Annotated in this window: 25 protein-coding genes and 2 tRNA genes; 14 read left to right on the top strand and 13 right to left on the bottom strand. The window is 72.5% G+C overall.

The window, feature by feature from the left end:
• Positions 1-68 precede the first annotated feature (68 nt).
• Together AB0411_RS26875 and AB0411_RS26870 are read right to left on the bottom strand one after the other, a co-directional pair.
• A complete protein-coding gene (locus AB0411_RS26875; RefSeq protein ID WP_366419837.1) occupies positions 69-599 on the bottom strand; it encodes an NUDIX hydrolase in 531 nt (176 codons plus the stop codon).
• Positions 596-2,059: a zinc-dependent metalloprotease gene (locus AB0411_RS26870; protein ID WP_366419836.1), complete on the bottom strand. Its 1,464-nt coding sequence runs from the start codon at positions 2,057-2,059 to the stop codon at positions 596-598. The genes AB0411_RS26875 and AB0411_RS26870 overlap by 4 nt, the downstream gene beginning before the upstream one ends.
• Before the next feature lie 192 nt (positions 2,060-2,251).
• On the opposite strand from AB0411_RS26870, the gene AB0411_RS26865 reads away from it, so the two are divergent.
• The 4 genes from AB0411_RS26865 (at position 2,252) to AB0411_RS26850 (ending at position 5,729) form a co-directional block, all read left to right on the top strand.
• Complete coding sequence (locus tag AB0411_RS26865; RefSeq protein ID WP_152104571.1) at positions 2,252-3,403, top strand: SDR family oxidoreductase; 1,152 nt, start codon at positions 2,252-2,254, stop codon at positions 3,401-3,403.
• Positions 3,404-3,507: 104 nt separating this feature from the next.
• Positions 3,508-3,987, top strand: a complete 480-nt coding sequence (locus AB0411_RS26860; RefSeq protein ID WP_366419835.1) for a molybdenum cofactor biosynthesis protein MoaE — start codon at positions 3,508-3,510, stop codon at positions 3,985-3,987.
• 338 nt (positions 3,988-4,325) lie between these two features.
• Positions 4,326-4,508 carry a hypothetical protein gene (locus tag AB0411_RS26855; protein ID WP_366419834.1) on the top strand — a complete coding sequence of 61 codons (183 nt, stop codon included), beginning with the start codon at positions 4,326-4,328 and terminating at the stop codon, positions 4,506-4,508.
• 123 nt (positions 4,509-4,631) lie between these two features.
• Entirely contained in the window at positions 4,632-5,729 is a 1,098-nt protein-coding gene (locus tag AB0411_RS26850) for a YlbL family protein (RefSeq protein ID WP_366419833.1), read from the top strand.
• 91 nt (positions 5,730-5,820) lie between these two features.
• Here the strand turns inward: AB0411_RS26850 and AB0411_RS26845 are convergent, their stop codons facing one another.
• Complete coding sequence (locus tag AB0411_RS26845; RefSeq protein WP_366419832.1) at positions 5,821-6,375, bottom strand: PPA1309 family protein; 555 nt, start codon at positions 6,373-6,375, stop codon at positions 5,821-5,823.
• Between the two features lie 214 nt (positions 6,376-6,589).
• On the opposite strand from AB0411_RS26845, the gene AB0411_RS26840 reads away from it, so the two are divergent.
• The 4 genes from AB0411_RS26840 (at position 6,590) to AB0411_RS26825 (ending at position 11,831) form a co-directional block, all read left to right on the top strand.
• Positions 6,590-9,400 (top strand): UPF0182 family membrane protein, encoded by a 2,811-nt coding sequence (locus AB0411_RS26840; RefSeq protein ID WP_366419831.1) that lies wholly within the window; start codon positions 6,590-6,592, stop codon positions 9,398-9,400.
• 109 nt (positions 9,401-9,509) lie between these two features.
• Positions 9,510-9,586, top strand: a tRNA-Met gene (locus tag AB0411_RS26835).
• A gap of 204 nt (positions 9,587-9,790) precedes the next feature.
• Positions 9,791-11,641, top strand: coding sequence for a sel1 repeat family protein (locus AB0411_RS26830; RefSeq protein ID WP_366419830.1), 1,851 nt, complete (start codon positions 9,791-9,793; stop codon positions 11,639-11,641).
• Positions 11,642-11,757: 116 nt separating this feature from the next.
• Positions 11,758-11,831 (top strand) — tRNA-Met (locus AB0411_RS26825).
• Positions 11,832-11,880: 49 nt separating this feature from the next.
• Here AB0411_RS26825 and AB0411_RS26820 read toward each other — a convergent pair.
• The 4 genes from AB0411_RS26820 to AB0411_RS26805 all read right to left on the bottom strand — a co-directional run bounded on the left by AB0411_RS26820 (position 11,881) and on the right by AB0411_RS26805 (position 15,509).
• A complete protein-coding gene (locus AB0411_RS26820) occupies positions 11,881-13,014 on the bottom strand; it encodes an ABC transporter substrate-binding protein (RefSeq protein ID WP_366419829.1) in 1,134 nt (377 codons plus the stop codon).
• 47 nt (positions 13,015-13,061) lie between these two features.
• Positions 13,062-13,949 carry an ABC transporter permease gene (locus AB0411_RS26815; RefSeq protein ID WP_366419828.1) on the bottom strand — a complete coding sequence of 296 codons (888 nt, stop codon included), beginning with the start codon at positions 13,947-13,949 and terminating at the stop codon, positions 13,062-13,064.
• Positions 13,946-14,800, bottom strand: coding sequence for an ABC transporter ATP-binding protein (locus AB0411_RS26810; protein ID WP_403147112.1), 855 nt, complete (start codon positions 14,798-14,800; stop codon positions 13,946-13,948). Before AB0411_RS26810 ends, AB0411_RS26815 begins: the two co-directional genes overlap by 4 nt.
• Positions 14,801-15,089: 289 nt before the next feature.
• Positions 15,090-15,509, bottom strand: a complete 420-nt coding sequence (locus tag AB0411_RS26805; RefSeq protein ID WP_366419827.1) for a Fur family transcriptional regulator — start codon at positions 15,507-15,509, stop codon at positions 15,090-15,092.
• Positions 15,510-15,670: 161 nt separating this feature from the next.
• Between AB0411_RS26805 and AB0411_RS26800 the strand changes: the two genes are divergently transcribed.
• Positions 15,671-17,134, top strand: coding sequence for a catalase (locus tag AB0411_RS26800; RefSeq protein ID WP_366419826.1), 1,464 nt, complete (start codon positions 15,671-15,673; stop codon positions 17,132-17,134).
• 169 nt (positions 17,135-17,303) lie between these two features.
• Here the strand turns inward: AB0411_RS26800 and AB0411_RS26795 are convergent, their stop codons facing one another.
• Positions 17,304-17,720 (bottom strand): CBS domain-containing protein, encoded by a 417-nt coding sequence (locus AB0411_RS26795; protein WP_366419858.1) that lies wholly within the window; start codon positions 17,718-17,720, stop codon positions 17,304-17,306.
• Between the two features lie 151 nt (positions 17,721-17,871).
• Positions 17,872-18,675: a histidinol-phosphatase gene (gene hisN / locus AB0411_RS26790; protein WP_086716808.1), complete on the bottom strand. Its 804-nt coding sequence runs from the start codon at positions 18,673-18,675 to the stop codon at positions 17,872-17,874.
• Positions 18,676-18,849: 174 nt separating this feature from the next.
• On the opposite strand from hisN, the gene AB0411_RS26785 reads away from it, so the two are divergent.
• Positions 18,850-19,608 carry a TetR/AcrR family transcriptional regulator gene (locus AB0411_RS26785; protein ID WP_366419825.1) on the top strand — a complete coding sequence of 253 codons (759 nt, stop codon included), beginning with the start codon at positions 18,850-18,852 and terminating at the stop codon, positions 19,606-19,608.
• Between the two features lie 97 nt (positions 19,609-19,705).
• Here AB0411_RS26785 and AB0411_RS26780 read toward each other — a convergent pair whose 3' ends face one another.
• From AB0411_RS26780 to AB0411_RS26765, 4 genes are all read right to left on the bottom strand, one after another.
• Positions 19,706-20,029: a DMT family transporter gene (locus AB0411_RS26780; protein WP_366419824.1), complete on the bottom strand. Its 324-nt coding sequence runs from the start codon at positions 20,027-20,029 to the stop codon at positions 19,706-19,708.
• Positions 20,030-20,190: 161 nt separating this feature from the next.
• A complete protein-coding gene (gene rsgA, locus AB0411_RS26775; protein WP_366419823.1) occupies positions 20,191-21,198 on the bottom strand; it encodes a ribosome small subunit-dependent GTPase A in 1,008 nt (335 codons plus the stop codon).
• 13 nt (positions 21,199-21,211) lie between these two features.
• On the bottom strand, positions 21,212-22,576 hold the full coding sequence (gene aroA / locus AB0411_RS26770; RefSeq protein ID WP_366419822.1) for a 3-phosphoshikimate 1-carboxyvinyltransferase: 1,365 nt from the start codon (positions 22,574-22,576) through the stop codon (positions 21,212-21,214).
• 165 nt (positions 22,577-22,741) lie between these two features.
• Positions 22,742-23,455 (bottom strand): M50 family metallopeptidase, encoded by a 714-nt coding sequence (locus AB0411_RS26765; RefSeq protein ID WP_366419821.1) that lies wholly within the window; start codon positions 23,453-23,455, stop codon positions 22,742-22,744.
• 35 nt (positions 23,456-23,490) lie between these two features.
• Here AB0411_RS26765 and AB0411_RS26760 point away from each other — a divergent pair, with 35 nt between their 5' ends.
• The 4 genes from AB0411_RS26760 to rsrA all read left to right on the top strand — a co-directional run bounded on the left by AB0411_RS26760 (position 23,491) and on the right by rsrA (position 26,550).
• Positions 23,491-24,324, top strand: a complete 834-nt coding sequence (locus AB0411_RS26760) for an SOS response-associated peptidase (protein WP_366419820.1) — start codon at positions 23,491-23,493, stop codon at positions 24,322-24,324.
• A gap of 75 nt (positions 24,325-24,399) precedes the next feature.
• The gene (locus tag AB0411_RS26755) at positions 24,400-25,047 is read left to right on the top strand and encodes an alpha/beta hydrolase family protein (RefSeq protein WP_366419819.1); all 648 of its coding nucleotides are present in this window, start codon (positions 24,400-24,402) and stop codon (positions 25,045-25,047) included.
• Between the two features lie 412 nt (positions 25,048-25,459).
• On the top strand, positions 25,460-26,155 hold the full coding sequence (locus AB0411_RS26750) for a sigma-70 family RNA polymerase sigma factor (RefSeq protein ID WP_208629100.1): 696 nt from the start codon (positions 25,460-25,462) through the stop codon (positions 26,153-26,155).
• A complete protein-coding gene (gene rsrA / locus AB0411_RS26745; protein ID WP_366419818.1) occupies positions 26,152-26,550 on the top strand; it encodes a mycothiol system anti-sigma-R factor in 399 nt (132 codons plus the stop codon). The genes AB0411_RS26750 and rsrA overlap by 4 nt, the downstream gene beginning before the upstream one ends.
• Positions 26,551-26,561 lie beyond the last annotated feature (11 nt).

Raw genomic sequence — 26,561 nt, 5'->3', positions numbered from 1 at the left:
CGGGAAGGGCAAGACGCCGCAGCGCGTGCGATGCCGGTCCGCGCCCCACGGGCCCCTTCAGAGGGCCCCTAGAGGAGGGCGCGGGTGCGCTCCACCAGCTGCACCACCGACGTATCGGCGACGCCGGGCACCTCGTCGTAGCGGAACCAGCGCAGGTCCAGCGACTCGTCGCTGATCGCCGCCACCGCGTCCGCGGGGGCCAGCGCCGCGTACTGGACGTCCAGATGCATCGCGCAGGGCGTGTGATGACGGTCCAGCCGCACCGGGCCGCCGGGCAGCAGCGTCAGTCCCCGCGCGATCCCCGACTCCTCGCGCGCCTCGCGCAGCGCCGCATCGGCCAGCGAGGCGTCCTCCGGCTCGCAGTGGCCGCCCATCTGCAGCCACATCTCCAGCTTGCGGTGCAGGGTCAGCAGCACCCGGCCGCCGGCCGGATCGATCACCAGGGCGCTGGCCGTGAGGTGCCCGTCCTTGCAGGGCTTCCACATGCCGTCCGGACGGGCGGCGAGATGATCCAGATACGCCAGCCGCAGCTGCTCCTGGGCGGGGGACGGCGCGGGCCACTCCTTGAGCACCCGCGCCGCGTCCTCGTGCAGACTCACTTCTCGCCGTCGCCCTTGCCCTCGCCGGGAGTCTCGTCCGGGCCGTCGCTCTCCGGGGCCGGCTTGCCCAGGTCGGGCTTGCCGCCGCTCGCGGCCTCGCCGAGCATCTTGTCGAGCTCGGAGAAGTCCGGCTGCTCGTGGTGCACAAACCCGTCCGGGTCGTCCAGGTCCGCCGCCGTCGGCAGCATGTCCGGGTGCTCCCACAGGCCGTCGCGGCCCTCCAGGCCCCGCGCGTCCGTCAGCGACGCCCACAGCCGCGAGGCGTCCCGCAGCCGCCGCGGCCGCAGCTGCAGACCGATCAGCGTCGAGAACGTCTGCTCGGCGGGGCCGCCACTGGCCCGGCGCCGCCGCAGCGTCTCACGGAGCTTGTCGGCGGACGGCAGGTGCGGCTTGGCGGCGGCGTGCACCACCGCGTCCACCCAGCCCTCGACGAGGGCCAGCGCGGTCTCCAGCCGGGCCAGCGCCGCCTTCTGCTCCGGGGTGTCCTCGGGCTGGAACATGCCCTGCTGAAGGGCGTTCTGCAGCTCCTCGGGGTGCTGGGGGTCGATCTGGCCGACCACGTCCTCCAGCTTGGTCGTGTCGACCTTGATGCCGCGCGCATAGCCCTCGACGGCACCGAACAGATGCGAGCGCAGCCACGGCACATGCGCGAAGAGCCGCTGGTGGGCGGCCTCGCGCAGGGCCAGATACAGCCGCACCTCCTCCTCGGGAACGCCCAGGCCCTCGCCGAACCTCGCGATGTTCCCCGGCAGCAGCGCGGCCTTGCCGGCCGGCCCCAGCGGAAGCCCGATGTCCGTCGAACCGACGACCTCGCCGGCCAGCACGCCCAGCGCCTGGCCGATCTGGGTGCCGAACATCGCGCCGCCCATGGAGCGCATCATCCCGAGCAGCGGGCCCGCCATGGCCTGCATCTCCCCGGGCAGGACATCGCCCATGGCCGCTCCGACGCGCTCGGCGAGCGGGTTGACCAGGTCCTTCCACACCGGGAGGGTCTCCTCGACCCACTCCGCGCGGCTCCAGGCCACCACCGAGCCGGAGCCCGACGGCAGCGACGTCACACCGTCCAGCCACAGGTCGGCGAGGCGCACGGCCTCCTCGGCCGCACCGCGCTCGCCCGGCGACAGGCTCGCGTCCTTGCTGCCGTCCTCGGCGCCCTGCGCCACCGTCTGCCGCGCGATGTCCTTGGCCATGTCCCAGTTCACCGGGCCGCCCTCGTAGGAGAGCATCTGGCCGAGCTTCTGGAACGCGGCTCCCAGGTCGCCAGGGTTCATCTCGCCGCCCGGGCCGCCCATGCCGCCGAAGAGCGCCGCGAACGGATTGTCCGCGCCGCCGCTCCCGCTGCCGAACCCGAAGGGGTCCGCGGGGCCCTGGCTACCTCCCTGGCCGCCCTTCTTCTTGCCGTTGTCGCCGTCCTCCGGCTCCTCCGGCGGAAGGCCGAATCCAAATGGGGTGTCACTCACGGGTTTCCTCGGCTCGTAGGGCCGCCGACCAGGTGGCCGACGGCGGCTGCCCGACATCACCTCCAGCGTAGACACCCGGACCGCTTCGGGGCTCGGTGCTTCGCTGACCCGGTGGCTGCGGCAGGATGGACGCCACCTGGTGCGTACGCATGACCACACGTTCGCACTGAAGACAACCGCTGGAGACGCCCGGTGAGTTCCCCAGATCCGACCGTTCGCGCAGCGCGAAACGCTGCGGCCCAGACCGAGCAGGCGGGCGACACCGCAGGCGGGGCCACGGACCGGCCGCTGCGCCGGCCCGTGGTCGCCGTCACCGGAGCCGCCTCCGGAGTCGGCGCGCTGCTCACGCGCGCCCTGGTCGCCTCCGACGAGGTCAAGGAGGTGGTGGCCATCGACGAGCGGCGCGGCGACGTCGCCGAGGCACACTGGCACGTCCTGGACGTCCGCGACCCGGCCATCGCCGACAAGCTGCGCGGCGCGGACGTCGTCGTCCACCTGGCGCTCGACCTCGACCTGGAGACCGACGCCGCGGCGCGCACCGCCTACAACGTGCGCGGCACCCAGACCGTGCTCACCGCCGCCGCGGCCGCCGGTGTCCACCGGGTGGTGCTGTGCACCTCCGCCATGGTCTACGGGGCGCTGCCCGACAACGACGTCCCCCTGGCCGAGGACGCCGAGCTGCGGGCCACCGCGGACGCCACCGGCGTCGGCGACCTCCTGGAGATCGAGCACCTGGCCCACCGCGCGCCCCGCGCGCACCCCGGCCTGAACGTCACCGTGCTGCGCCCCACCGTCCTGGTGGGCGGCACGGACACCGCGCTGACCCGCTACTTCGAATCGCCCCGCCTCCTGGTCGTCGCCGGGTCCCGCCCCGCCTGGCAGTTCTGCCACGTCGAGGACCTGGTCAGCGCCCTGGAGTTCGCCGCGCTGGAGAAGGTCGACGGCGAGCTGGCGGTGGGCTGCGACGGCTGGCTGGAGCAGGAGGAGGTCGAGGAGCTCTCCGGCATCCGGCGCATGGAGCTGCCGTCCTCGGTGGCGCTGGGCGCCGCGGCCCGCCTGCACCGCATCGGCCTGACGCCGTCGCCCGCCGGCGACCTCGCGTACACGATGCATCCGTGGGTGGTCAGCGGCAGCCGGCTGCACGATGCGGGCTGGCGCCCCCGGTGGACGAACGAAGAGGTGCTCGCCGAGCTCCTGGAGGAGGTCGCCGGACGGCACACCGTCGCGGGCCGCCGGCTGGGCCGCAAGGACGCCACCGCCGCGGGCGCCGCGGGCGCCACCGTCGCCCTCCTGGGCACCGCCGCACTCGTGCGCCGCGCCCGTAAGGCCCGCCGCCGCATCTGAGGGGGAACCGGGCCCGCCGTCCTGGAGGAGTCTCCATACGGCGGCCCGGACGGCCGGTGGAAACGGCCATTACGCGCCGTGCCCGCGTAGGGCACGATGGGGGTATGCCTGGCATGCCCTCCCCCTCGTCCCCCGGCCGCGACCACCCCGGTGAGCAGGCCGCGCCGGATCCGATCCGGCTCCTGGAGATCCGCGAGCGCGCGCTGTCCGTGGACGAGGTGTTCGCGGCCGTGGGCGACGCGGCGGCCGGCGGCACGGCCCTGTTCGTCGGCACGGTCCGCTCGCACGACAACGGCGCCGACGTCGAGGGCCTGGGCTACTCCGCGCACCCGACGGCCGAGGCGGAGATGCGCCGGATCGCCGAGAAGGTGATCGCCGACTATCCGGTGCGGGCGCTGGCCGCCGTCCACCGCGTGGGGGATCTGCGCATCGGTGACCTGGCCGTGGTGGTCGCGGTGTCCTGCCCGCACCGCGCCGAGGCGTTCGAGGCCTGCCGCAGGATGATCGACGACCTCAAGCACGAGGTACCGATCTGGAAGCACCAGACGTTCTCCGACGGCGCCGAAGAATGGGTGGGTGCGTAGCACCCTCTTCTGGGGGTGGAGGTCGGGTGACGGGAGGGCGGGTGGGTGCGTAGCACCCTCTTCTGGGGGTGGAGGTCGGGTGACGGGCCTACGGCCGCCGTCCTGCGGACCGGAGGTCCGCCCTCCGTGCGTAAGGGCGCGTTCCCGGGGCAGGCGACCTGACAGACGTGCAGGCAGTGGCCCTGTCGCCGCGGGGTGGCGGCCTCCGAAAACGAGGCCGAACCGGTGCCTTGTGTTCCGGTTGCGTAACCCGCCCCCTGGCGTGAGCGTTGAGCCAGCAGATGGTTAATCTGCTTATTCTTCGATCGCGGTCGTCACAAGGGGTTGGGAGGTCGCTGATGGGTGCGCTCCTCTGGTTGCTGATTCCGGTGGGTGCCGGGCTGGTTGCCGCGGTGTGGAGCAGCTGGGCCCTGCGGAACCGCAAGGCCGGCGACGTCGCGGAACTCGCGGGCTACGCCCGGTTCCGTGACGCCATGGAGAAGGAGCATTCCGTTCCCGACCCCGCCTCGGATCCCGTCTGACCTTCCGCCGGTCCGCGAGGGCGGGTGCCGCACCCGGTGACCACGGCGCGTACGGACGGGCGTTCGCCCTCGTACGGACGGCCCCGCGGGCCGGTTGTCATACCCGTCCCGTACTGTCGTTCCATGCCACGCCGCACCGCGACGCTGCTCGCCTCGACCCTGATGCTGATCGCGCTGCTCTGCGCCGGGGTGCTGATCCCCGTGCCGTACTCCGAGATGTCACCGGGGCCGACGGTCAACACCCTCGGCGATCACGACGGCGAGCCGGTGCTGCAGATCTCCGGGCGCAAGACGTACCCGACGACCGGTCACCTCAACATGACCACGGTCCGCGTCACCGGCCCCGACTACCGCATGAACCTCTTCGAGGCGGTGTACGGCTGGCTCGATCATGACAACGCCGTGGTGCCGCACAAGACGCTCTACCCCGAGGGGCAGACGGCCGAGCAGGCCGACCAGGAGAACGCCGAGGAGTTCAGCCAGTCCCAGGAGAGCGCCAAGACGTCCGCCCTCCGCCAGCTGAACATTCCGGTCGCGGCCCAGACGGTCGTCGGTTCCGTCGTCAAGGACAAGCCGGCCGACGGGCGGCTGCACGCGGGCGATGTGATCAAGGCCGTGGACGGCACGGCGGTCAAGCAGGCCGGTGACGTCGCCAAGCTGGTCACCCGGCACAAGCCGGGCGAGAAGGTCGTCTTCACGATCATCCCCGCCAAGGACGCCGCCGCGGCGGAGAAGCGGGGCAAGAAGCCCGAGACCGGCACCCGGCAGATCGCGATCACCACGCAGAAGGCCGAGGACGGCCGCGCCATCGTGGGCATCCAGGCCGGGGTGGACCACCTCTTCCCGTTCCCCATCGACGTCAAGCTGGCCGACGTCGGCGGCCCCAGCGCCGGGCTGATGTTCGCGCTCGGCATCGTCGACAAGCTCACGCCCGGGGACATGACGGGCGGCGCGTTCGTGGCCGGCACGGGCACCATCGACGACAAGGGCAAGGTCGGCCCGATCGGTGGCATCTCGATGAAGACGGTCGGCGCGCGCGACAAGGGCGCCCAGTACTTCCTGACGCCCAAGGAGAACTGCGCCGCCGCGGCCAAGGACACCCCCAAGGGGCTCACCCTGGTCAAGGTCGGCACCATAGGCGACGCCGTCAAGGCGCTGGAGAAGATCCGCAAGGGCGACGCCGCGGGCCTGCCCAGCTGCAGTCCCGCGGCCCACTCCTAGGACGCCCCGGGGCGCCCCCGGGGGCGACACCGGACAGCCGCCCGGGCCACGACGCGCAGGTCCGGCCCGGGCACCGCCCGGCAGGCCGCGCTCAGCCCTCGAACGTCGCCGAGAGCGCTTCCGCGAGACCCGGCACCAGCGCCGCGCCGGTGAGCACCTCGGACGTGGAGTCCTTCTCGCGCAGCCGCAGCGCCGACTCGCGCCGGCCGTCCCGCAGCACGGCCACCGTCATCCGGACCTCCTGGCGGTCCGGGTGCTCGGCGACCCACTTGGCGAGCCGGGCCTCGTCCATGCCCGCGGGCTCGGAGTCCTCGGCGGACGGGGGCAGCATCAGCCGCTCCACGGTCAGGGCGCAGCCGGTGACGGCGTCGGGCCAGGCAATGGTGGCGAGGAACTCGTCCAGCGGGACGCCCGCCGGGATCTCGTCCTGTTCCACGGGGGTCAGGGACGCGGTGGAGGAGTCGTCGATGCCGAGCTGGGCGGCGAGCGAGGGCTCCTGCGCCCGCAGCTTGGCGGTGTCGACGAGGGCGAACAGTCGGGCGGGCTGGTCCCAGCCGAGCCCGGCGCTGTACTCGTCGATCTCGAGCACCGCGCGGGTCAGGGGGTCGGCGGCGAGGGGGGTGCCGTCAACGGGGAGGTTGGTCATGCTCAACATCGTGCCTTGTGTACCCCGGAAAGCGGGAACTGAGTAAAGCCTTCGTAAGTTGCATCGGTGGGTCCTACTATCGCCGGGCCTGCTCCACACGACAGCGAACTTCGAGGTGCGCACCTTGGCTTTCCAGATGCCGGACCGCGGCGGAGGCCCGACAGGGCCACGGATCAGAGTCGGCCGACCATCGCGGCGGATCCGGACCCTGCTCATGACGTTGGGTGTGCTGGCCGTACTGGCCATGCTCTTCGTGATGTTTGCGGGGTTCTGGACCGATTGGCTCTGGTACCGGTCGGTCAAGTACTCCTCGGTCTTCACCACCACCCTGTGGACCAAGATCGGTCTGTTCTTCGCCTTCGGCGTCGTGATGGCGGCGTCCGTCGGCGTCAACGTCTGGCTGGCGCACCGGCTGCGGCCGCCGCTGAGCGCGATGTCCGTGGAGCAGCAGAGCCTGGACCGTTACCGTATGGGCCTCGCGCCCTTCAAGAAGTGGGCGCTGATCGCGGTCACGGCGGTGATCGGCCTGATCGCCGGTGCCTCCGCCTCGGGGGAGTGGCGGACCTGGCTGCAGTGGGTCAACGCCGTGCCCTTCGGCAAGACGGACCCGCAGTTCGGCAAGGACATCGCCTTCTACACCTTCGATCTGCCCTGGTACCGCTTCCTGTTGAGCTTCGGCTTCGCCTGCGCGGTGCTGTGCCTGGTCGCCGCGGCCCTGACGCACTACCTCTACGGCGGGCTGCGGCTGACCAGCCCCGGTTCGCGGGCGACCGCGGCCGCCACCGGCCATCTGTCGGTGCTGCTGGGCATCTTCGTCTCCCTCAAGGCGATCGCGTACTGGCTCGACCGGTACGGCCTGGCGGTCAAGTCCAGCGGCCTGAAGTCGGCCGACAACTGGACGGGCCTGCGGTACGTCGACGCCAACGCCTACCTCCCGGCGAAGACGATCCTGTTCTTCATCGCGGCGATCTGCGCGGTGCTGTTCTTCGCCACCCTCTGGCGGCGGACGTGGCAGCTGCCGGTGATCGGCTTCGGCCTGATGGTGCTCTCGGCGATCCTGATCGGCGGGCTGTACCCGGCGATCGTGCAGAAGTTCCAGGTCCAGCCGAACGAGCAGGCCAAGGAAGCGCCGTACATCAAGCAGAACATCAAGGCGACCCGGGACGCGTACGACATCCAGGACTCCCGCGTCACGCCGTACAAGGGCGACTACAAGCCCGCCGACAAGGCGGACGGCCAGCGGCTGCGCGACGACGCCGACACCACCGCCAGCATGCGCCTGCTCGACCCGAACGTGGTCTCGCCGGCCTTCCAGCAACAGCAGCAGGTGCGCGGGTACTACCAGTTCCCCTCCACCCTCGACGTCGACCGCTACAAGGACAAGGACGGTGCCGAGCAGGACACCGTCATCGGTCTGCGCGAGCTGAACATCGCCGGCATCCCCGAGCGCAACTGGATCAACGACCACTTCAAGTACACCCACGGCTACGGCGCGGTCGCCGCCAAGGGGACCGAGGCCGCCGACGGCGGCGGCCCGAAGTACACCGAGTCGGACCTGCCGGCCAAGGGGCAGCTGCCGCCGTACCAGCAGCGGGTGTACTACGGCGAGAAGACCTCGCAGTACTCCATCGTCGGCGGTCCGCAGAAGGAACTGGACTACTCCGACGACAGCGGCGAGAAGAGCTACAGCTACCGCGGCAACAGCGGCGTCAACCTCGCCAACCCCGTCAACCGGGCCGCCTACGCGGTGGCGTTCGGGGAGCCGCAGATCCTCTACTCCGGAGCGATCGGCAAGGGCTCACGGATCCTGTACAACCGCACGCCCAAGGAGCGCGTCGAGGCCGTCGCCCCCTGGCTGACCATCGACGGCGACGCCTACCCGGCGGTCATCGACGGCCGGATCAAGTGGATAGTGGACGCCTACACCACCAGCAACGGCTACCCGTACGCCTCGCGCACCACACTCGGGGACAGCACGGCCGATTCGCTCACCGACGGCCAGCGGGCGGTGGTGGCCCAGCAGAACCAGGTCAACTACATCCGCAACTCCGTCAAGGCGACGGTCGACGCCTACGACGGTTCGGTGAAGCTCTACCAGTGGGACGAGAAGGACCCGGTCCTCAAGACCTGGATGAAGTCCTTCCCCGGCACGGTCGAGAAGAAGAGCGCCATCAGCCCGGCGCTCCGGGAACACCTGCGCTACCCGCAGGACCTCTTCAAGGTGCAGCGCCAGCTGCTGACCACGTACCACGTCACGGACCCGGGGACCTTCTACACCGGCTCCGAGCGCTGGCAGATCCCGAACGACCCGACGACCAAGTCGGTCAACGCGGTTCCGCCGTACTACCTGAGCATGAAGATGCCGGACCAGAAGAACCGGACGTTCTCGCTGACGACGACCTTCACGCCCAACAAGCGTGACAACCTCGGTGCGTTCATGGCCGTCGACGCCAATGCCACCAGCGGCGACTACGGCAAGATCAGACTGCTGAAACTGCCCTCGCAGACGCCGGTGCCCGGCCCGCAGCTGGTGCAGTCGAAGTTCAACTCCGATCCGAACATCGCCAATGAGCTCAACATCCTCAAGAAGCTCGGTGACTCGGAAATCGAGTACGGCAATCTGCTGACCGTCCCCCTGGACGGCGGGCTGCTCTACGTCGAACCCGTGTACCTGCGCGGAGCCAACACCAACTACCCGCTGCTGAAGAAGGTGTTGGTCAGCTACGGCGACAACAAGCCCGTCCTGGAGGACTCCCTCAAGGACGCGCTGGACGTGGTCTTCGGCAAGAAGGCGCCCAGTACGGGGACGCAGAACCCGCCGGGCGGCGGCGACACCAGTCAGCAGCCCCCGTCCGGGCAGACCGTGCAGCAGGCCCTGGGCGACGCGCAGAAGGCCTATGAAGAGGGCGAGAAGGCGCGCGCCTCGGGCGACTGGGCCGGTTACGGCGAGGCCCAGAAGAAGCTCAAGGCGGCGCTCGACCGGGCGGCGAAGGCCTCCGAGAAGGGCGGCAAGCCGAGCGGCTGAGCCGGCCGGACGTCCCGGCCCGGTGGCCGTCGGTGCGAACCGGCGGCCACCGGTGCCGCGGCGGCGTCGGTGGCCGCCCCGCTGCCGTGATACCTTGAGGACACAACGACGCGGGGTGGAGCAGCTCGGTAGCTCGCTGGGCTCATAACCCAGAGGTCGCAGGTTCAAATCCTGTCCCCGCTACCAGAAGACGAAGGCCCGGATCCTCCAGGATCCGGGCCTTCGTCATGTGTTCCGGCAATTACCGGTCAAAGCCGGGTCGCGCAGCCGATGTGGGGAAGGTGTGTGCTTGAGTTTGCCAAGTCGTCGTGTCGGGAAGTCGACAAACCGCTGAAGTGACCTCACTGGCTGCGGTATACCAGGTGTACGCGGGCTACAGGTGATGCGACGATGGGTCTTATGGGGGACAAGGCAAGGTTGTTGGAGACGGACCGGTTTGTGCATGCGCCCGACGACGGGCGCGAACCCGAGCTGCAGATGGACGCGATGGACGCCGCCGAGGCCGCCGACGCGTCCGATGCCGTGACCGAGTCCGGCCACCGCCGGGCTGCCGAGGCGGGCGACACCGCCGCCATGAGCGCCCTGGGCGCGATGCTGCTGCGCCGCGGTGACCTCGACGGCGCCGAGCCGCATCTGCGTTCCGCGGCCGCCGCCGGTGACCGTGCCGCGGCCAACAACCTCGGCGTGCTGCTGCACCAGCGGGGCTACGGGGACGAGGCGGCCGGCTGGTGGCGCATCGCGGCCGTCGCCGGATCCGCCGCCGCCGCGCACGCCCTCGGGCGCCACTACCGCGAGCGGGGCGACGAGCCGGCCGCCGAGTACTGGCTGCGCCAGTCCGCCGAGTCCGGCCACTGCCTGGGCGCGTACGCACTCGCCGACCTGCTGGAGCACCGCGGCGACATCGGCGCCGAGCGCTGGTTCCGTACGGCCGCCGAGCGCGGCCACCGCGAGGCCGCCTACCGCCTCGCCCGGCTCGTCGAGGACGGCCGCGACGCGGACCGGGGCGCGGTCCCAGCGTACGGCGAGCTGAGCCGGCAGGAGGAGGCCGAGCAGTGGTACCGGCAGGCCGCCGCGCGGGGCCACCGGCGTGCCGCGCTGCAGTTGGGCGCGCTGCTGGAGGAGCGCGGCGACGTCCAGGAGGCGGGGCGCTGGTACCTGTCGGCCGCCAAGGACGGTGAGGCCCGTGCGGCCTGCGCGCTGGGCTTCCTGCTGCGCGACGCGGGGGACGAGGAGAGCGCCGCGGAGTGGTGGCGGCGGGCCGCCCAGGACGGCGATGGCAACGCTGCCAATGCGCTGGGCGCGTTGCACGCCGACCGTGGCGAACTGCAGACCGCCGAGCGCTGGTACCGCGTCGCGCTGGACGCCGGGGACGTGAACGGCGCCTACAACATCGGGCTGCTCTGCGCGGAGCAGGGCCGGGAGGGGCGCGGCGAGCAGTGGTACCGCCGGGCCGCCTACGCCGGACACCGCGAGGCCGCCAACGCGCTCGCCATCCTGCTGCTGCAGCGCGGCGACGCCGCGGGGGCCGAACCATGGTTCTCCAAGGCGGCCGAGGCGGGCAGCGTGGACGCCGCGTTCAACCTCGGCATCCTGCACACCGGCCGCGGCGCGGAGCGTACGGCGCACACCTGGTACGAGCGGGCGGCCGCGGCGGGGCACACCGAGGCGGCGCTCCAGGTCGCCACCGTGCAGTTGCGCGACGGCGACCTGCAGGACGCGGAGCGCAACCTGCGCTGTGCGGCCGGCGGCGGCAGTGCCGAGGCGGCCTTCCGGCTCGCCGACCTCCTCGACCGCAGGGCGGCCGCCGCGGGCGAGGGACGGGCGGACGACGAGCGCACGGCCGACGACGAGAGCGTGCAGTGGTACGAGCGGGCCGCGCGCCAGGGGCATCGGCGCGCCCAGGTCCGGGTTGGCATGTTCGCGGCGGCCCGCGGGGACGCCGTCGAGGCCGCCGAGTGGTACCGCGCGGCGGCCGAGGCGGGCAGCCGCAACGGCGCCTTCAACCTCGGGCTGCTGCTGGCCCGCGAGGGCAGCCTCCCCGAGGCCGCCCTGTGGTGGCAGCGCGCCGCCGAGACCGGCCACGGCCGGGCGGCGCTGCGGCTGGCGCTGCTCGCGGCCCGGCGCGGCGCGCTCGCGGAGGCGCAGAGCTGGTGTGCGCGCGCCGTCGAGCTGGGGCCGCCGGAGGTGGCGGAGCGGGCGGCGCGGCTGCGCACGGCGCTCCAGGAGGAGCTCAGCGCGTAGCGGGTGCCCCAGAGGTGTCCGGGGGCCCGGGGCCGGTCCGCAGGGACGGGCCCCGGGCGGCACCGAAGGGATTTGCGCTGGTCGTCGGCCTGGGGTTAAGGTTGGGACCACAACGACGCGGGGTGGAGCAGCTCGGTAGCTCGCTGGGCTCATAACCCAGAGGTCGCAGGTTCAAATCCTGTCCCCGCTACTGCACGACGAAGGCCCGGATTCCATGGGAGTCCGGGCCTTCGTCATGTCTACCGCCGCGGCCGGTGGCCGACGGCCTCCGCGTACAGGCCGCGGTCGACGAGCCGGCTCTCCGGCAGGGGTGCCCCCTTGGTGACGCCGCTGTCCCGGTAGGCCTTCTGGAGTCGGGCCGCGGTGCCCTTTCTGATCTCCCAGTCCATCCGCAGCGACGGCACCGAGGCGAGGGTCTTCGCATCGGTCTTCAGCAGCCGCGCCAGTTCGGCGACGAACGCGCCGTCGGCCTTGTAGTCGCCGGCGAAGTACGTGTTGACCGTGCGGATGTAGGCCCGCAGGAAGGCGACGCCGGCGTCCGGGTCCCGCTGGAGCAGGTTCGGGCCGTACAGGGCGCCGCCGAGCGGTTCGCCCCGGGGCTGGCCGCCGAGGAAGGCGTACCCCGGGTCGCCGTCGACCCGGCGCCAGACGGGGTCGAGGAGCCAGGCGGAGTCCACCCCGCCGCCGGTCAGGGCGGTCAGGACGTCGGCGGAGCCGAGCTGCTGGAAGGCGACGGAGCGCAGGTCGGCGCCGTGCCCGGCGAAGGCGGCGGCCATCGGGTACATGATCACGGAGCCCTTTCCGATCATGGTGCCCAGCCGTGCTCCCCGCAGGGAGACCGACGAGGCGCTCTCGCCGTTCTTCAGGCGCACCCACAGACCGCTCCTGGAGCCCGGGCCGGGGGAGAAGTTGCCGGCCACCCAGCGGATGTCGAAGCCGCCGTTGACGCCGCCGACGACCGCGGCCTCCGGGGCCGCCCACAGCGCGTCCAGATCGCCCTTGGCCAGCAGCGGCAGCGCCTCCGGGGTGGGCAGCACCTTCAGGCGGACGTCCAGGCCCTCCTTGCGGAACTCGCCCCTGGCCAGGGCCAGCCGCAGCGGGGCCACGTACTCGGCGCCGAGCGTGCCGGTGGCGACGGTGAGCGTGCGGCGCTTCGCGAGGGGGCGCGGGGCCGGGGCGCCCTTGGCACAGCGCGCCGGGGCACGGTCCGGCGCGAGGTCGGCGGGGTCGGTCCAGGAGGCGTTGCCGCAGCCCGCCACGGGGCGGATGGTGCGGGGGCCGGCGGCGGGCGCGCCGTCCTCGGGGGCGGCGGAGCAGCCCGCGCCGAGGGCGAGTGCGGCGAGGAGCGCGGCGACGGTGGTGCGGGGGCGCATGGGACCTCCGTACGGGGCGGCGGCGAGCGGACGGGGGGTGCGGCGGATCAGCTCCCGGACCGGCCGCGGTCGCGGGGTGCCCAGGGGGTGAGGACGCGCCCGGCCAGCCGCACCAGCTCGGAGAAGAGCACGCCGAGGACGGCCACGCAGACGATGCCGACGCACATCACGTCGTTCTGGAACAGGGCGCGGGAGTCGAAGATCAGATGGCCGAGGCCGTCGGTGGCGGCGATCTGTTCCGAGGCGACGATGACCAGCACGGCCACGCCCGCGGCGATCCGGGCGCCCACCAGGACCGCGGGCAGCGAGGCGGGCAGCAGGACGTGCCGGAACATCTGCCAGGGGCTCGCGCCGAAGACCCGGCCGGCGTCGCGGTGCCCGGAGGGGATCGCCAGCACCGCCGCCATAGTGGAGATCCAGACGAAGAAGAAGACGGTGGCGGCGACGAGGGCGACCTGCGGCCCCTCGCCGAGCCCGAACATGTTGAGGAAGACCGGCAGCAGGGCGAGCTTGGGGACGACGTACAGGGCGTCCAGGAGGGGTTCCAGGGCGGCCCGTACGAGGGGCAGCGAGCCCATCAGCAGCCCCAGGAGGTAGCCGGAGACGGTGCCGAGGGCGTAGCCGGCCAGGACGCGCCGGAGGGTGGCCGCCACGTCCGGCCACAGGTCGCCGGCCAGGGCACGGTCCCATCCGTCGGCCAGGATCGTGGACGGTGCGGGGTAGATGCGGGCGTCGATCCAGGCCCGGTCGGCGGCCAGCTGCCACAGCAGGACGAGCAGCAGCGGAACGGCGACGGCGAGGGAGAGCTCCAGGGTGCGCCGGCGGCGGTGGGTGCGCCGGGGCCGCAGTTCCGCGGGGCCGGGGCGGCGGACGAGGAGGCGGTCGGTCGCGGCGTGGCCGTCCTCGGGACCGGGCGGACGGAGGGCGGCGGTCATGCGGAGACCGTCCCCTCCGGGGCGGGGCGCGCGGTGGCGGCGCCGTCGACCTCGCCGCGCAGCAGCTGCCACAGCTCGGCCTTCAGGGCGGTGCATTCGGGGGTGTCCCGGACGGCGCCGGTACGGGGGCGGCCGAACGGCGGGCGGCGTTCGGCGATGATCCGGCCGGGTCGGGCGGACATCACCAGGACCCGGTCGCCGAGCACCAGGGCCTCTTCGAGGCTGTGGGTGATGAAGAGGGTCGTGGTGCGGGCGGTCTGGGTGAGGTCGAGCAGCTCGTCCTGGAGGAGGGTGCGCAGCTGGGCGTCGAGGGCCGCGAAGGGCTCGTCCATCAGCAGCAGCCCGGGCTCCACGGCGAGCGCACGGGCAAGGGCGACGCGCTGGCGCATGCCGCCGGAGAGCGTGGCCGGGTAGGCGCCGGCGAAGTCGGCCAAGCCCATGCGGGCGAGCCAGGAGCGGGCCCGTTCGTCGGCCTCCTTACGGGGCACGCGCTGGATGTCCAGGCCGAAGCGGACGTTGGCCAGCACGGTCTTCCAGTCGTAGATGCCGTAGTCCTGGAAGATCATCGCGGTCGGGCGGCCGGCGTGCGTACGGATCGCCAGCTCGCCCTCGCCGGGCCGCAGCAGGCCCGCGGCGATCCGCAGCAGGGTCGACTTCCCGCAGCCGGAGGGGCCGACGAGGCAGACGAACTCGCCCGGTGCGATGTCGAGGTCCAGGGGGCCGAGGGCGGCCAGTGCCGCGCTGCCGCGGCCGAACGAGCGGGCCAGGTCGCGGGCGCACAGGGCCGGCGGTCGGGCGGTCGGGTCGGTGGGCGGGCGGTGCGCTGCGGGCGGCGGGTGCGGCTCTCCCACGGGGTGCTCCTTGCGGAGTGCGGACAGGGTGCCGCCGTGGTGCCCGGGCCCGGAAAGGGCCGATGGCCGGAAGGCGCGGCGCGCCGACGATATGACGGGTCGTCAGATTCGGGCAAGGGGTGTGCGGGCACGCGTGGGGTGGGGAGGTCCGGCAGTGCGACGAAAGGGGTGGCCCGTGGGCGGGCACGGCACGCGAAGGAGCCCGCGGCCGGACGGGCGCGGGCTCAGGGGGGCGTGCGGTGCGACGCGGTGCGGGGGCGGCCCGGAGGCGGGCCGGTTTCCCCGGGCCTCAGGACGGGGCGCTGCAGGTGGGGCAGATGCCCCGGTAGGTCACGGTGACCTCGGAGACCTGGAAGCCGTAGCGCTCCGGCTCGGGCAGCGCGGAGAGCGGGTCGCCCTGGACGTGGACGTCGCGGATCGTGCCGCACCGGGAGCAGACCAGGTGCTGGTGGTCGTGGTGGGCGTTGGGGTCGTAGCGCTTGGCCCGGCCGTCCGTGCTCACCTCGAGCACCTCGCCGAGCGAGACCAGCTCGCCGAGGGTGTTGTAGACGGTGGCGCGCGAGATCTCCGGGAGCCGCTCGGAGGCCCGCGCGTGCACCTCGTCGGCGGTGTAGTGGACGTGGTCCCCGTCGAGGACCTCGGCGACGACGCGTCGCTGCGCGGTCAGCCGCCAGCCGCGTCCTCGGAGCCGTTCCAGCAGGTCACTCATGCCAATCACCTATCAGTCAGATAGACCCAGGGTAGCAGTGGGCCGTCCATCACCGGATCGAGTACGAAGTTCGTGTTCTTCTTGACTTAGACATTGTCCAATGTAGGATCGGGGTCGGCGCAAGCCCAGGGCAGGTGGAGAAGACTTTTCAGGAGGCGCACGTGTCGGTAGAGAGCACCACCGGACCGCTGACCACGGAGTCCGGCGCTCCGGTCGCGGACAACCAGAACAGCGAGACGGCCGGCATCGGCGGACCCGGCCTCATCCAGGACCAGCTCCTGATCGAGAAGCTCGCGCACTTCAACCGCGAGCGCATCCCGGAGCGGATCGTGCACGCCCGTGGCGCCGGTGCGTACGGCACGTTCACGGTGACCGCGGACGTGAGCCGCTACACCCGCGCCGCGTTCCTCTCCGAGGTCGGCAAGCAGACCGAGACCTTCCTGCGGTTCTCGACCGTCGCGGGCAACCTCGGCTCCGCCGACGCGGTGCGCGACCCGCGCGGCTTCGCGCTGAAGTTCTACACCGAGGAGGGCAATTACGACCTCGTCGGCAACAACACCCCGGTGTTCTTCATCAAGGACGCCCTCAAGTTCCCCGACTTCATCCACACCCAGAAGCGCGACCCGTACACCGGCTCGCAGGAGGCGGACAACGTCTGGGACTTCTGGGGTCTGTCGCCGGAGTCCACCCACCAGGTCACCTGGCTCTTCGGCGACCGCGGCATCCCGGCGTCCTACCGCCACATGAACGGCTACGGCTCGCACACCTTCCAGTGGAACAACGAGGCCGGCGAGGTCTTCTGGGTCAAGTACCACTTCAAGACCGACCAGGGCATCAAGAACCTCACCCAGGCCGAGGCCGACAAGCTCGCCGGTGAGGACGCCGACAGCCACCAGCGCGACCTGCGGGAGTCCATCGAGCGCGGCGAGTTCCCGAGCTGGACCGTGCAGGTGCAGATCATGCCCGCGGCGGAGGCGGCCGCCTACCGCTTCAACCCGTTCGACCTGACCAAGGTCTGGCCGCACGAGGACTACCCGCCGATCGAGATCGGCAAGCTGGAGCTCAACCGCAACCCGCAGAACATCTTCGCCGAGGTCGAGCAGTCGGTGTTCTCCCCGCACCACTTCGTGCCGGGCATCGGGCCGTCCCCCGACAAGATGCTCCAGGGCCGCCTCTTCGCGTACGGCGACGCGCACCGCTACCGCGTCGGCATCAACGCCGACCACCTCCCGGTGAACCGCCCGCACGCCACCGAGGCGCGCACCCACGGCCGGGACGGCGTGATGTACGACGGCCGGCACGCGGGTCAGAAGAACTACGAGCCCAACAGCTTCGGCGGTCCGGGCGAGACCGGCCGCCCGCTGTGGCAGCCCGCCGCCGTGACCGGCGCCACCGGCGAGCAGGCCGCGCCCTCGCACTCCGAGGACGACGACTTCGGCCAGGCCGGCACCCTCTACCGCCTGATGGCGGAGGACGAGAAGGAGCGCCTGATCGGCAACCTGGCGGGCTTCATCGCCCAGGTCTCCCGCGACGACATCGCCCAGCGCGCGATAGAGAACTTCCGCAAGGCGGACGCGGACTACGGCAAGCGGCTGGAGGCCGCGGTCCAGGCCCTGCGCGGCTGAGTGGGCTTCCTGTGCGGCTGAGCCGCCGCCGCTTTCGCGGAGGTGGTTGATCGCCGTGGGGGTTGCTCAAGTGCCGCTTGCCGTATAACCGAAGAGGCCGGATGCCATGGGGCTCCGGCCTCTTCGTGCGGGTGGCGCCGGGGTGTTCGCCGCCGGAGCCGTTCGCGGTTCAGGCCGGCACGGCGTCGGCCCGCTCGGCGTCGGCCCGTTCCGTGGCGGCCGACCAGCAGCGGATGATGTCGCGCACGGACACCACGCCGACCGGCTCATGGTCGTCGAGCACGATCAGATGGCGGAAGCCGCCGCGCACCATGGCGTCCGCGGCGTCGTCGAGGGTCCAGTCCGGAGCGGCGAAGACCACGTCCGAGGTGGTGTGGGTCTGTGCGGTCTCCCGGTCGGGGTTCTCGCCCGCGCCGAGGGAGTTGAGGATGTCGCGCTCGGTGAGGATGCCGATGCCGCTGTTGTCGTTGTCGAGGACCACGGCCGCGCCGATGCGGCGGGCCGCCATCAGCTGCGCCGCCTGACGGAGCGTGTGGGCGGGCCCGATGGTGAGGACCACCGTGCTCATGGCGTCTTTGACGTGCATGGGCATGGAGTGGAGCCACCTCCTTGGTGAATGTGCCTTGCGAAAGGATTCACAAGTTCACAAACTGGGGGATTCTCATGTTCACATGCCTGCGTCGATGCAACAAGGGGCAAGCGCGGGACGGGTGTCCGAATACCCGTCCCGTCGCAGGTCAGCGGGGGGAGTCGCCGAGATATCCGAGCAGATCCTCGTGCAGCAGGCCGTTGGAGGCCGCCGCGTTGCCGCTGTGCGGGCCCGGCTTGCCGTCCAGGCCGGTGAACTGTCCGCCGGCCTCCTTGACGACCACCGCGCACGCCGCCATGTCCCACAGCGAGAGCTCCGGCTCCGCGCAGATGTCCACCGAACCCTCGGCGATCATCATGTACGGCCAGAAGTCCCCGTAGCCGCGGGTGCGCCAGCAGTCCCGGCTCAGGTCGAGGAACCCGGGCAGCTTGTCGCGCTCCTCCCAGCCGGTCAGCGAGGAGTAGGCGAACGAGGCGTCCTGGATGCGGCCGACCTGCGAGACCCGCAGCCGGGTCGCGGAGGTCAGGCTGCGGCCCGTGAAGGCCCCCAGGCCGTCGGCGGCCCACCAGCGGCGGTTGAGCGCCGGCGCGGAGACGATGCCGACGACCGGGCGGTCACCGCCCTCGCCGCGCTCCATCAGCGCGATCAGCGTCGCCCAGACCGGCACTCCGCGGACGTAGTTCTTCGTGCCGTCGATCGGGTCGATGATCCAGCGCCGCGGCCCCGTGCCCTCGCTGCCGAACTCCTCCCCGAGCACCGCGTCCCGGGGCCGGGCCCGCTGGAGCTGGCCGCGGATGAGCTCCTCGGCGGCCTTGTCCGCCTCGCTCACCGGCGTCATGTCCGGTTTGGTCTCGACCTTGAGGTCGAGTGCCTTGAAGCGCTCCATGGTGGCGGCGTCCGCGGCGTCCGCGAGGACATGGCCGAGGCGAAGATCATCGTGATAGTCGGGCATGTGCGAACAGTATCGACTGGTATACGCCGGAGCCACACGGCCATGCGCCGCCGGGCGTGTGACAGCCCGGGACCCGCGGCGGGCGGGGGCCGCGACGACCCTTGACACCATCTGGCGCCGCGTCAATTCTGTGCGCACACCGGCCACCTGGGCCGGCGGCCGGGGAGGCGACGGATGCCCGCAGCGCGTGAATCCCTGCTCGATGCCGCCTATACGGCGCTGACGAAGCGCGCCTGGGCGGCCGTACGGATGGTCGACGTCGCGGCCGCCGCCGGGGTCTCCCGGCAGACGCTCTACAACGAGTTCGGCAGCAAGGAGGGGCTGGCCCGCGCCCTGGTCCGCCGGGAGACCGAGAGCTACCTCGCCGGGGTCGCCCGGGCGCTGTCCCGGGGCGCGGCGGCCGCCGGGACGCGGGGCGACGCGGCGGGCCGGATGGTGGCCGCGGCAGCCTGGACCCTGCGCACCGCCCGCGCCAACCCCCTGGTCAGGGCCGCGCTGACCGGATGCTGGGGCGACCGGCTGCCGGCCCCGACACCGCCGCCCGCCGCCACGGCCGTCACTGCCGCAGCTGCCGTCTCCGCGGCGGCCACCGCCCGTCCCGGCGTCCCCGCGGGGCGACCCGCGGCGCGGGCCGAGGGGCCGCTGCCGGGGCCCGCGGAGCTCGTCGGCCGCTTCTGCGACCAGGCGGTCGCGGCACTGGAGCCCGACTGGCCCGCGGAGGAGCTGCCCGCCCTGGGCGCCGCCTGCGAGACCGCGGCGCGGCTGACCCTGGCCTGTGTCGTCGCCCCGCCGGCTCCCGCCGCGGCGCAGGCCCCCGGACGCATCCCGGCGCAGCGCTCGCGCGGGGAACTGGAGGCGGAGGCGGTGGCCCGGCTCGTACGGGGCGCCTTCGCCCGGGTGCCGGCCGGTGCGCCGCCGGGCGAGCGGAGGTGACGGGGCGTGACGGCGCGCGGTGGACGGGCGTTCCCCGCACACGAGTTGACGGCCGCCCGCCCGCACGCACGGCCGTATGCCGGGCGGCGCGGCGGGGTCAGTGCGCCGAGCCCGACAGCTGCAGCCCGACCACACCGACGATGACCATGGTGATGGAGACGATCTTGAGGGTGGAGACCAGGTCGCCGAGGAAGACCATGCCGTAGATCGCCGTGCCGGCCGCACCGATGCCGGTCCACACCGCGTACGCCGGGCCGACGTCGAGCTTGCGCAGCGCCAGCGTCAGCAGGCCGAAGCTGCCGAGGGCGAAGGCCGCGAAGGCGATGGTGGGGAAGAGGCGGGTGAAGCCGTGCGAGAGCTTGAGGCAGACCGCGAAGCCGGTCTCCAGGATCCCCGCCACCACCACCAGCAGCCACGCCATCCCATTGCCTCCGTCAGCTGGGCCTGTCCTCCGTGGGCCCCGACGGGACATCACCACGACTCGTCCGGGCCCCGTCCGGGCGACCGGTTCCTGGTGGATCACGTCGCCGGGCTCGGTGTGATGATGCATTTACCCCGGACGGCGGCAGCAAACGTCGTCGGTCAGTCGCCCTCGCGCCGTTCGCGGGTGGCCAGCAGGCGGCGCAGGGAGTAGAGACGGGCCGGATCGGCGTGGCCCTCGGCGACCCACGCGTCCAGCGCGCAGTCCGGTTCGTCGTGGCTGCAGGCACGCGGGCAGCCCGCGGTGCCGGGCTCCAGGTCCGGGAAGGCGTGGATGACCCGCGACGGGTCCACGTGGTGCAGCCCGAAGGACCGGACGCCCGGGGTGTCGATGACCCAGCCCGAGTCGTCCGGCAGCGGGAGCGCCAGTGCGGAGGTGGTGGTGTGCCGCCCGCGGCCGGTGACCGCGTTGACATGGCCGATGGCCCGGCGGCGCTCCGGGACCAGGGAGTTGACCAGGGTGGTCTTGCCCACCCCGGAATGCCCGACGAACGCCGTCATACGGCCCGTCAGCGCGGCCCGCACCCGCTCGGCGGCGCTGCCGTCGGCGAGTTCGTCGCGGTTGGTGACGAGGTAGGGGACGCCGAGCGCGCCGTAGGACTCCAACAGGGTGTCCGCGGACGCCAGATCGGACTTGGTCAGCACCAGCAGCGGGTCGAGGCCCGCGTCGTAGGCGGCGACCAGGCAGCGGTCGATGAGCCGGGGGCGGGGCTCGGGGTCGGCGAGCGCGGTGACGATCGCGAGCTGGTCGGCGTTGGCGACGACGACCCGCTCGAACGGGTCGTCGTCGTCGGCCGTACGGCGCAGTGTCGAGGTCCGCGGCTCGACCCGGACGATCCGGGCGAGGGTGTCCTTGGTGCCGGTCAGGTCGCCGACGACGGCGACCCGGTCACCGACCACCGCGCTCTTGCGGCCCAGTTCGCGGGCCTTCATCGCGGTGACCGTACGCCCGTCGATGAGGCAGGTCAGACGTCCGCGGTCGACGGTCAGGACCAGGCCCTCGCCGGCGTCCTCGTGCTTGGGGCGGATGTTGGTGCGGGGACGGTTGCCCTTGGGATTGGGGCGGACGCGGATGTCGTCCTCGTCCGGGTTCTTTCCGTAGCGGCGCATGGCGGAACCCCCCTCAGACTCTCCGGGAGGCGACGGACGCCGGGTCGAGCATGTCCGTCCACATCGCGGGGAAGTCGGGCAGGGTCTTGGCGGTGGTGGCGACGTTCTCCACCTCCACTCCGCCGACCGCCAGGCCGATGACCGCCGCGGCGGTGGCCAGCCGGTGGTCCTCGTAGGTGTGGAAGATCCCGCCGTGCAGGGGGCGCGGGCGGATGTGCAGCCCGTCCGCGGTCTCGGTGACATCGCCGCCGAGTTCGTTGAGCTCCTTGGTGAGCGCGGCCAGCCGGTCGGTCTCGTGCAGCCGCAGGTGCGCCACCCCGCGCAGGGTGGAGGGCGAGTCGGCCAGGGCGGCGACCGCGGCGATGCCCGGGGTCAGCTCGCCGACCTCGCTCAGGTCGACGTCGATGCCGTGGATCCGGCCGCTGCCGGTGAAGGTCAGGCCGCGCTCGGTCAGCTCGCAGGAACCGCCCATGGTGGTGAAGATCTCGCGCAGCGCGTCGCCGGGCTGGGTGGTGTGCTCGGGCCAGTCGGGGATGGTGACCTTGCCGCCGGTGACCAGCGCCGCGGCCAGGAACGGCTGGGCGTTGGACAGATCCGGCTCGACGACCAGATCGCGGCCGAGCAGGGCGCCGGGGGTGACCCGCCAGACGTTCGGCTCGCCGCCCGCCTCGGGGGTGTCCACCTGGGCGCCGACGCTGCGCAGCATGTCGACCGTCATCCGGATGTGCGGCATGGAGGGCAGGGCCGCGCCCACGTGCCGGACCTCGACGCCCTGGTTGAAGCGCGGCGCGGACAGCAGCAGGGCGCTGACGAACTGGGAGGACGAGGAGGCGTCGATCTCGACCGGGCCGCCGTCCAGGGCGCCGCTGCCGAAGACCGTCATCGGCAGCGCGCCGCGGTTGTCGTCGTCGATCCGGGCGCCCAGGGCGCGCAGCGCGTCGATCACGCCGCCGAGCGGGCGCTCGTAGGAGCGGGGGTCGCCGTCGAAGCGGATCGGGCCGTCGGCGAGCGCGGCGACCGGGGGGAGGAAGCGCATGACGGTGCCGGCGTTGCCGACGTCGATGGTGGCCGGGCCGTGCAGGCCCGCCGGGATGATCCGCCAGGCCTCGCCGCCGCCGGGCCCTGCGGCGGAGCCGGCGGAGCTGGAGGACGCGGTCTCCTCGATGCCGACGCCCAGGGTGCGCAGCGCCTCGGCCATCAGGAGCGTGTCCCGGGAGCGCAGCGGGCGGCGCAGCCAGCCGGGTTCGGAGGAGAGGGCGGCCAGGACCAGGCCGCGGTTGGTGACCGATTTGGAGCCGGGCACGGTGACGGTGGCATCGACGGCCCCGGCGGCGAGGGGGGCGGGCCAGAGGGCGGGATGTGCGGGGCTCTCGGTCATGCCCCTTACTTTAATGGCTGGGCAGGGGTGCCGATCTTGATCAAAAGTGGCGCGACTCCGCCGGAACGCGGCGGTGACGGTGCGCCCGGCTGCCGGGAGCGGGCCGGCGGCGCACACCCCGGGCGTGGCGGTGGGCGACCCGGCCGCGGCCCGGTGCGGCGGGTGTCACAGGCCGAGCAGCCAGCGTCCGCCGCCGATCAGCGAGCACAGCGTCACCACATGGAAGAGGCCGAGCCAGACGGCCGCGGGGACATGGGTCAGGCGCGCCAGCTGGTCCGGGTCGGAGTCCACGGCTCCGCCGCGGCGCCGCTTGCCCATCAGCTCGAACGGCGGCCGCACCCCGCCCAGCAGCAGGAACCACACCACGACATAGGCGAACGCCGCCTGCACCTGGGCCGTCGTCAGCCAGGAGACCAGCACGAAGGCGGCGCCGGTCAGCACCACGGTGAGCACGCCGTACGCGTTGCGGATCATGATCAGCATCGCCAGCAGCAGCGCGGTCGCGCCCCACAGCAGCGCCGTGATGTGCCCCGCGGCGAGCAGGGCGGCACCCGCGAGGCCCAGCAGGGACGGGGCGATGTAGCCCGCCGCCGCGGTCAGCACCATGCCCAGGCCGGTCGGCTTGCCACGCGAAACGGTCAGGCCCGAGGTGTCCGAGTGCAGCCGGATGCCGTCCAGGCGGCGGCCGGTGAGCAGGGCGATCAGTCCGTGCCCGCCCTCGTGGGCGATGGTGACGGCGTTCCGCGACAGCCGCCAGGCGGTGTGCGGGACGACGGCGCCCAGCGCGAGCACCGCCGTGATGATCACCAGCCAGAGCGACGGGGCGGGCTGGGTCCCGAAGACGCGGCTCCATATGTCGGTGAGGTGGTCGGTGTCCATGTCTCCCCTTCGTGTGGCATGGCAGTGTGGCATGCATGTGCGGTAGGTATGCAGCGAGTCGTCGGCCCGAGGAACTGGTGGGGACCTTCGGCGTGCAGCAGTGGGAGCCGGCGGAGACCCTGGCGCCCAGCTGGAACGTGGCGCCGACGGACCGGGTGCATGCGGTGCTCGAACGCCCCCTCAAGGGCGCGGCGGCCGACGCCTTCCCCGCCGACGGCCCGGTGCGCCAGCTGCGGCCGCTGAAGTGGGGCCTGGTCCCGTCGTGGTCGAAATCACCCGAGGCCGCCGCAAAGATGATCAATGCGCGGGCCGAGACGGTCCACGAGAAGCCGTCCTACCGGCAGGCCTTCGCCACCCGCCGGTGCCTGCTGCCCGGCGACGGGTATTTCGAGTGGGTCACCGACGCCGCGGAGCGGCAGCTGGAGGAGCAGGGCAGGAAGAAGCGGCCCCGCAAGCAGCCGTACTTCGTGACGCCCGCGGACGGCTCGGTGATGGCGATGGCCGGGCTGTACGAGTTCTGGCGGGACCGGACGCTGCCCGGGGACCATCCCCAGGCCTGGTGGGTGACGTGCACGGTCGTCACGACGGAGGCCGAGACCACCCCGCTGGCCGGGGCCGACGGCGGCGGGGGACCGCAGGCGCTGGCCGACATCCACCCCAGGATGCCGCTGGTGCTGACCCCGGACCGCTGGGACGCCTGGCTCGACCCGTCGCGCACCGACCCCGACGAGGTGCGCGGGCTGCTGATGCCGCCGCCGGCCGGACTGCTGCGCGCCCACCCCGTCCCCACCGGCGTCAGCAACGTCCGCAACAACGGACCCGAGCTGGTCGCCGAGCTCGACGGCCCCGAGCTGGGCACGCTGTTCTGACCCGGTGCGGGTGCCCGGCCACGGGCCGCCGCGCCGCGGTGACCCTCCGGCCGCGGCACGGGGCAGGATGGGCGTATGAGCACTGGGGCGATGGAGACCGAGACGGTCGGGACACCCGCGGGCGACGCCCGGATCACCTGGCACCGGCACGCCACACCGGCGCGGGCCGTGGTGGCCGTGAGCCACGGCGCCGGCGGCGGCATCGAGGCACGCGACCTGAAGGCCCTGGCGGCCGCCCTGCCCGCCCGCGGGTACACCGTGGCGCTGGTCGAGCAGCCGTGGCGGGTGGCGGGCAAGAAGCTGGCGCCCGCGCCGAAGACCCTGGACACGGGCTGGACCGCACTGTGGCCCGCGCTGGAGAAGCCGGGGCTGCCGGTGGTCGCCGGCGGCCGCAGCGCCGGTGCCCGGGTGGCCTGCCGCACGGCGCGTGACCTGGGGGCGCAGGCCGTACTGGCGCTCAGCTTCCCGCTGCATCCGCCGGGCCGGCCGGAGAAGTCCCGGGCGGACGAGCTGACCGGTGCCGGGGTGCCGACGCTGGTCGTCCAGGGCGGCCGGGATCCGTTCGGCCGGCCGGAGGAGTTCCCGCCGGGCACGGAGCTCACCGAGGTGGCGCACGGTGACCACGGCTTCGCGGTGCCGAAGAAGGCGGGTGTCGGCGAGGCGGAGTCGATGGCCGTGCTCACGGACGCGGTGGCGGCCTGGCTGGACGGGATGTTCGGCTGATGTCCGTCAGCATTGGGCAGGGCTTGCCGGAACGGCAAGCGGGTTTGCCGCCCGGTCGCCTGCCCCGCCCGTGTTGCCCTGCCGTACCGGAGGAGCCGTGCGGGACAGCCGTGGAGCAGAGGCGCGCGGCCCGGCGTTCCCCGTAGTTCCCTCTCGGCCGCGGACGCCGGGAATGCCGCGCCGGGTGCGGCTGTTGTGCCAGGCGTAGTACTCGAGTACGCCGCGTGAAGCACGAGGAATGGGAGTCCGCCGCATGGGAATCGCTTGCCCGGCCCGCCCGGCCGCCGACCTGCCGTGGTCGCAGATGCAGGTGACGCAGCCCGCCCTGGCTGGAGCGGCGGCGGCACCGGATCGTCGTCTATTCTCCGAATCGGGTGGGTCCGCATCCGGATCCAGGACGGTGTTGGAGGAGGTGGGTCCGGTCACCGGTACCGACGCAGGGACCGACGGCACGGCTGAGGAGAAGGCCCCGGAGAGCGCTGCCGAGCGCAATGCGCGCTTCGAGCGGGACGCGCTGACCTTCCTGGACCAGATGTACTCCGCCGCGCTGCGCATGACGCGCAACCCGGCCGACGCGGAGGACCTGGTGCAGGAGACGTACGCCAAGGCGTATGCGTCCTTCCACCAGTTCCGGGAGGGCACCAACCTCAAGGCGTGGCTCTACCGCATCCTCACGAACACCTTCATCAACTCCTACCGCAAGAAGCAGCGGGAGCCGCAGCGCAGCGCCGCCGAGGAGATCGAGGACTGGCAGCTGGCGCGCGCCGAGTCGCATATGTCGACCGGTCTGCGCTCCGCCGAGTCGCAGGCGCTCGACCACCTTCCCGACTCCGATGTGAAGGCCGCGCTCCAGGAGATCCCCGAGGAGTTCCGTATCGCGGTCTACCTCGCGGATGTCGAGGGGTTTGCCTACAAGGAGATCGCGGACATCATGGGGACACCCATCGGTACGGTGATGTCCCGTCTGCACCGCGGCCGGCGCCAACTGCGCGGCATGCTGGAGGATTACGCCCGTGAGCGCGGGCTGGTCCCGGCGGGGGCGGCGACGGCGGACCCGCAGTCCGCGCGCACGACGGAGTCGCACGACCGGAAAGGCTCGGGATCATGAGCTGCGGAGACCCGCACGAGAAGGACTGCTCAGAGGTCCTCGACCACCTCTACGAGTATCTCGACCGCGAGATGCCCGAGGGCGAGTGCGCAGACTTCCAGGTGCATCTCGACGAGTGCTCGCCGTGCCTGGAGAAGTACGGCCTGGAGCAGGCGGTCAAGAAGCTCGTCAAGCGCTGCTGCGGCCATGACGACGTCCCCAGCGACCTGCGCTCCAAGGTCCTGGGCCGGATCGACCTCATCCGGGCCGGGGAGACCGTGCCCGAGGTGAGCGTGCTCGAACAGGCCAAGAAGGAACAGGCCCAGCGCGAACAGGCGGCGTCCGAGGAGGGGACCGGTACGCCCGAGGCGACCGGATCCACCGAGGCACGGAACGAGACCGCCCGCGCCGAATAACGCGGCACGTC

This window comes from Streptomyces angustmyceticus, from assembly GCF_040701845.1.
Classification (GTDB): domain Bacteria; phylum Actinomycetota; class Actinomycetes; order Streptomycetales; family Streptomycetaceae; genus Streptomyces; species Streptomyces angustmyceticus_A.
The sequence above is the reverse complement of the archived record's forward strand: the minus strand, read 5'-3'. Positions and strand labels throughout refer to the sequence as shown.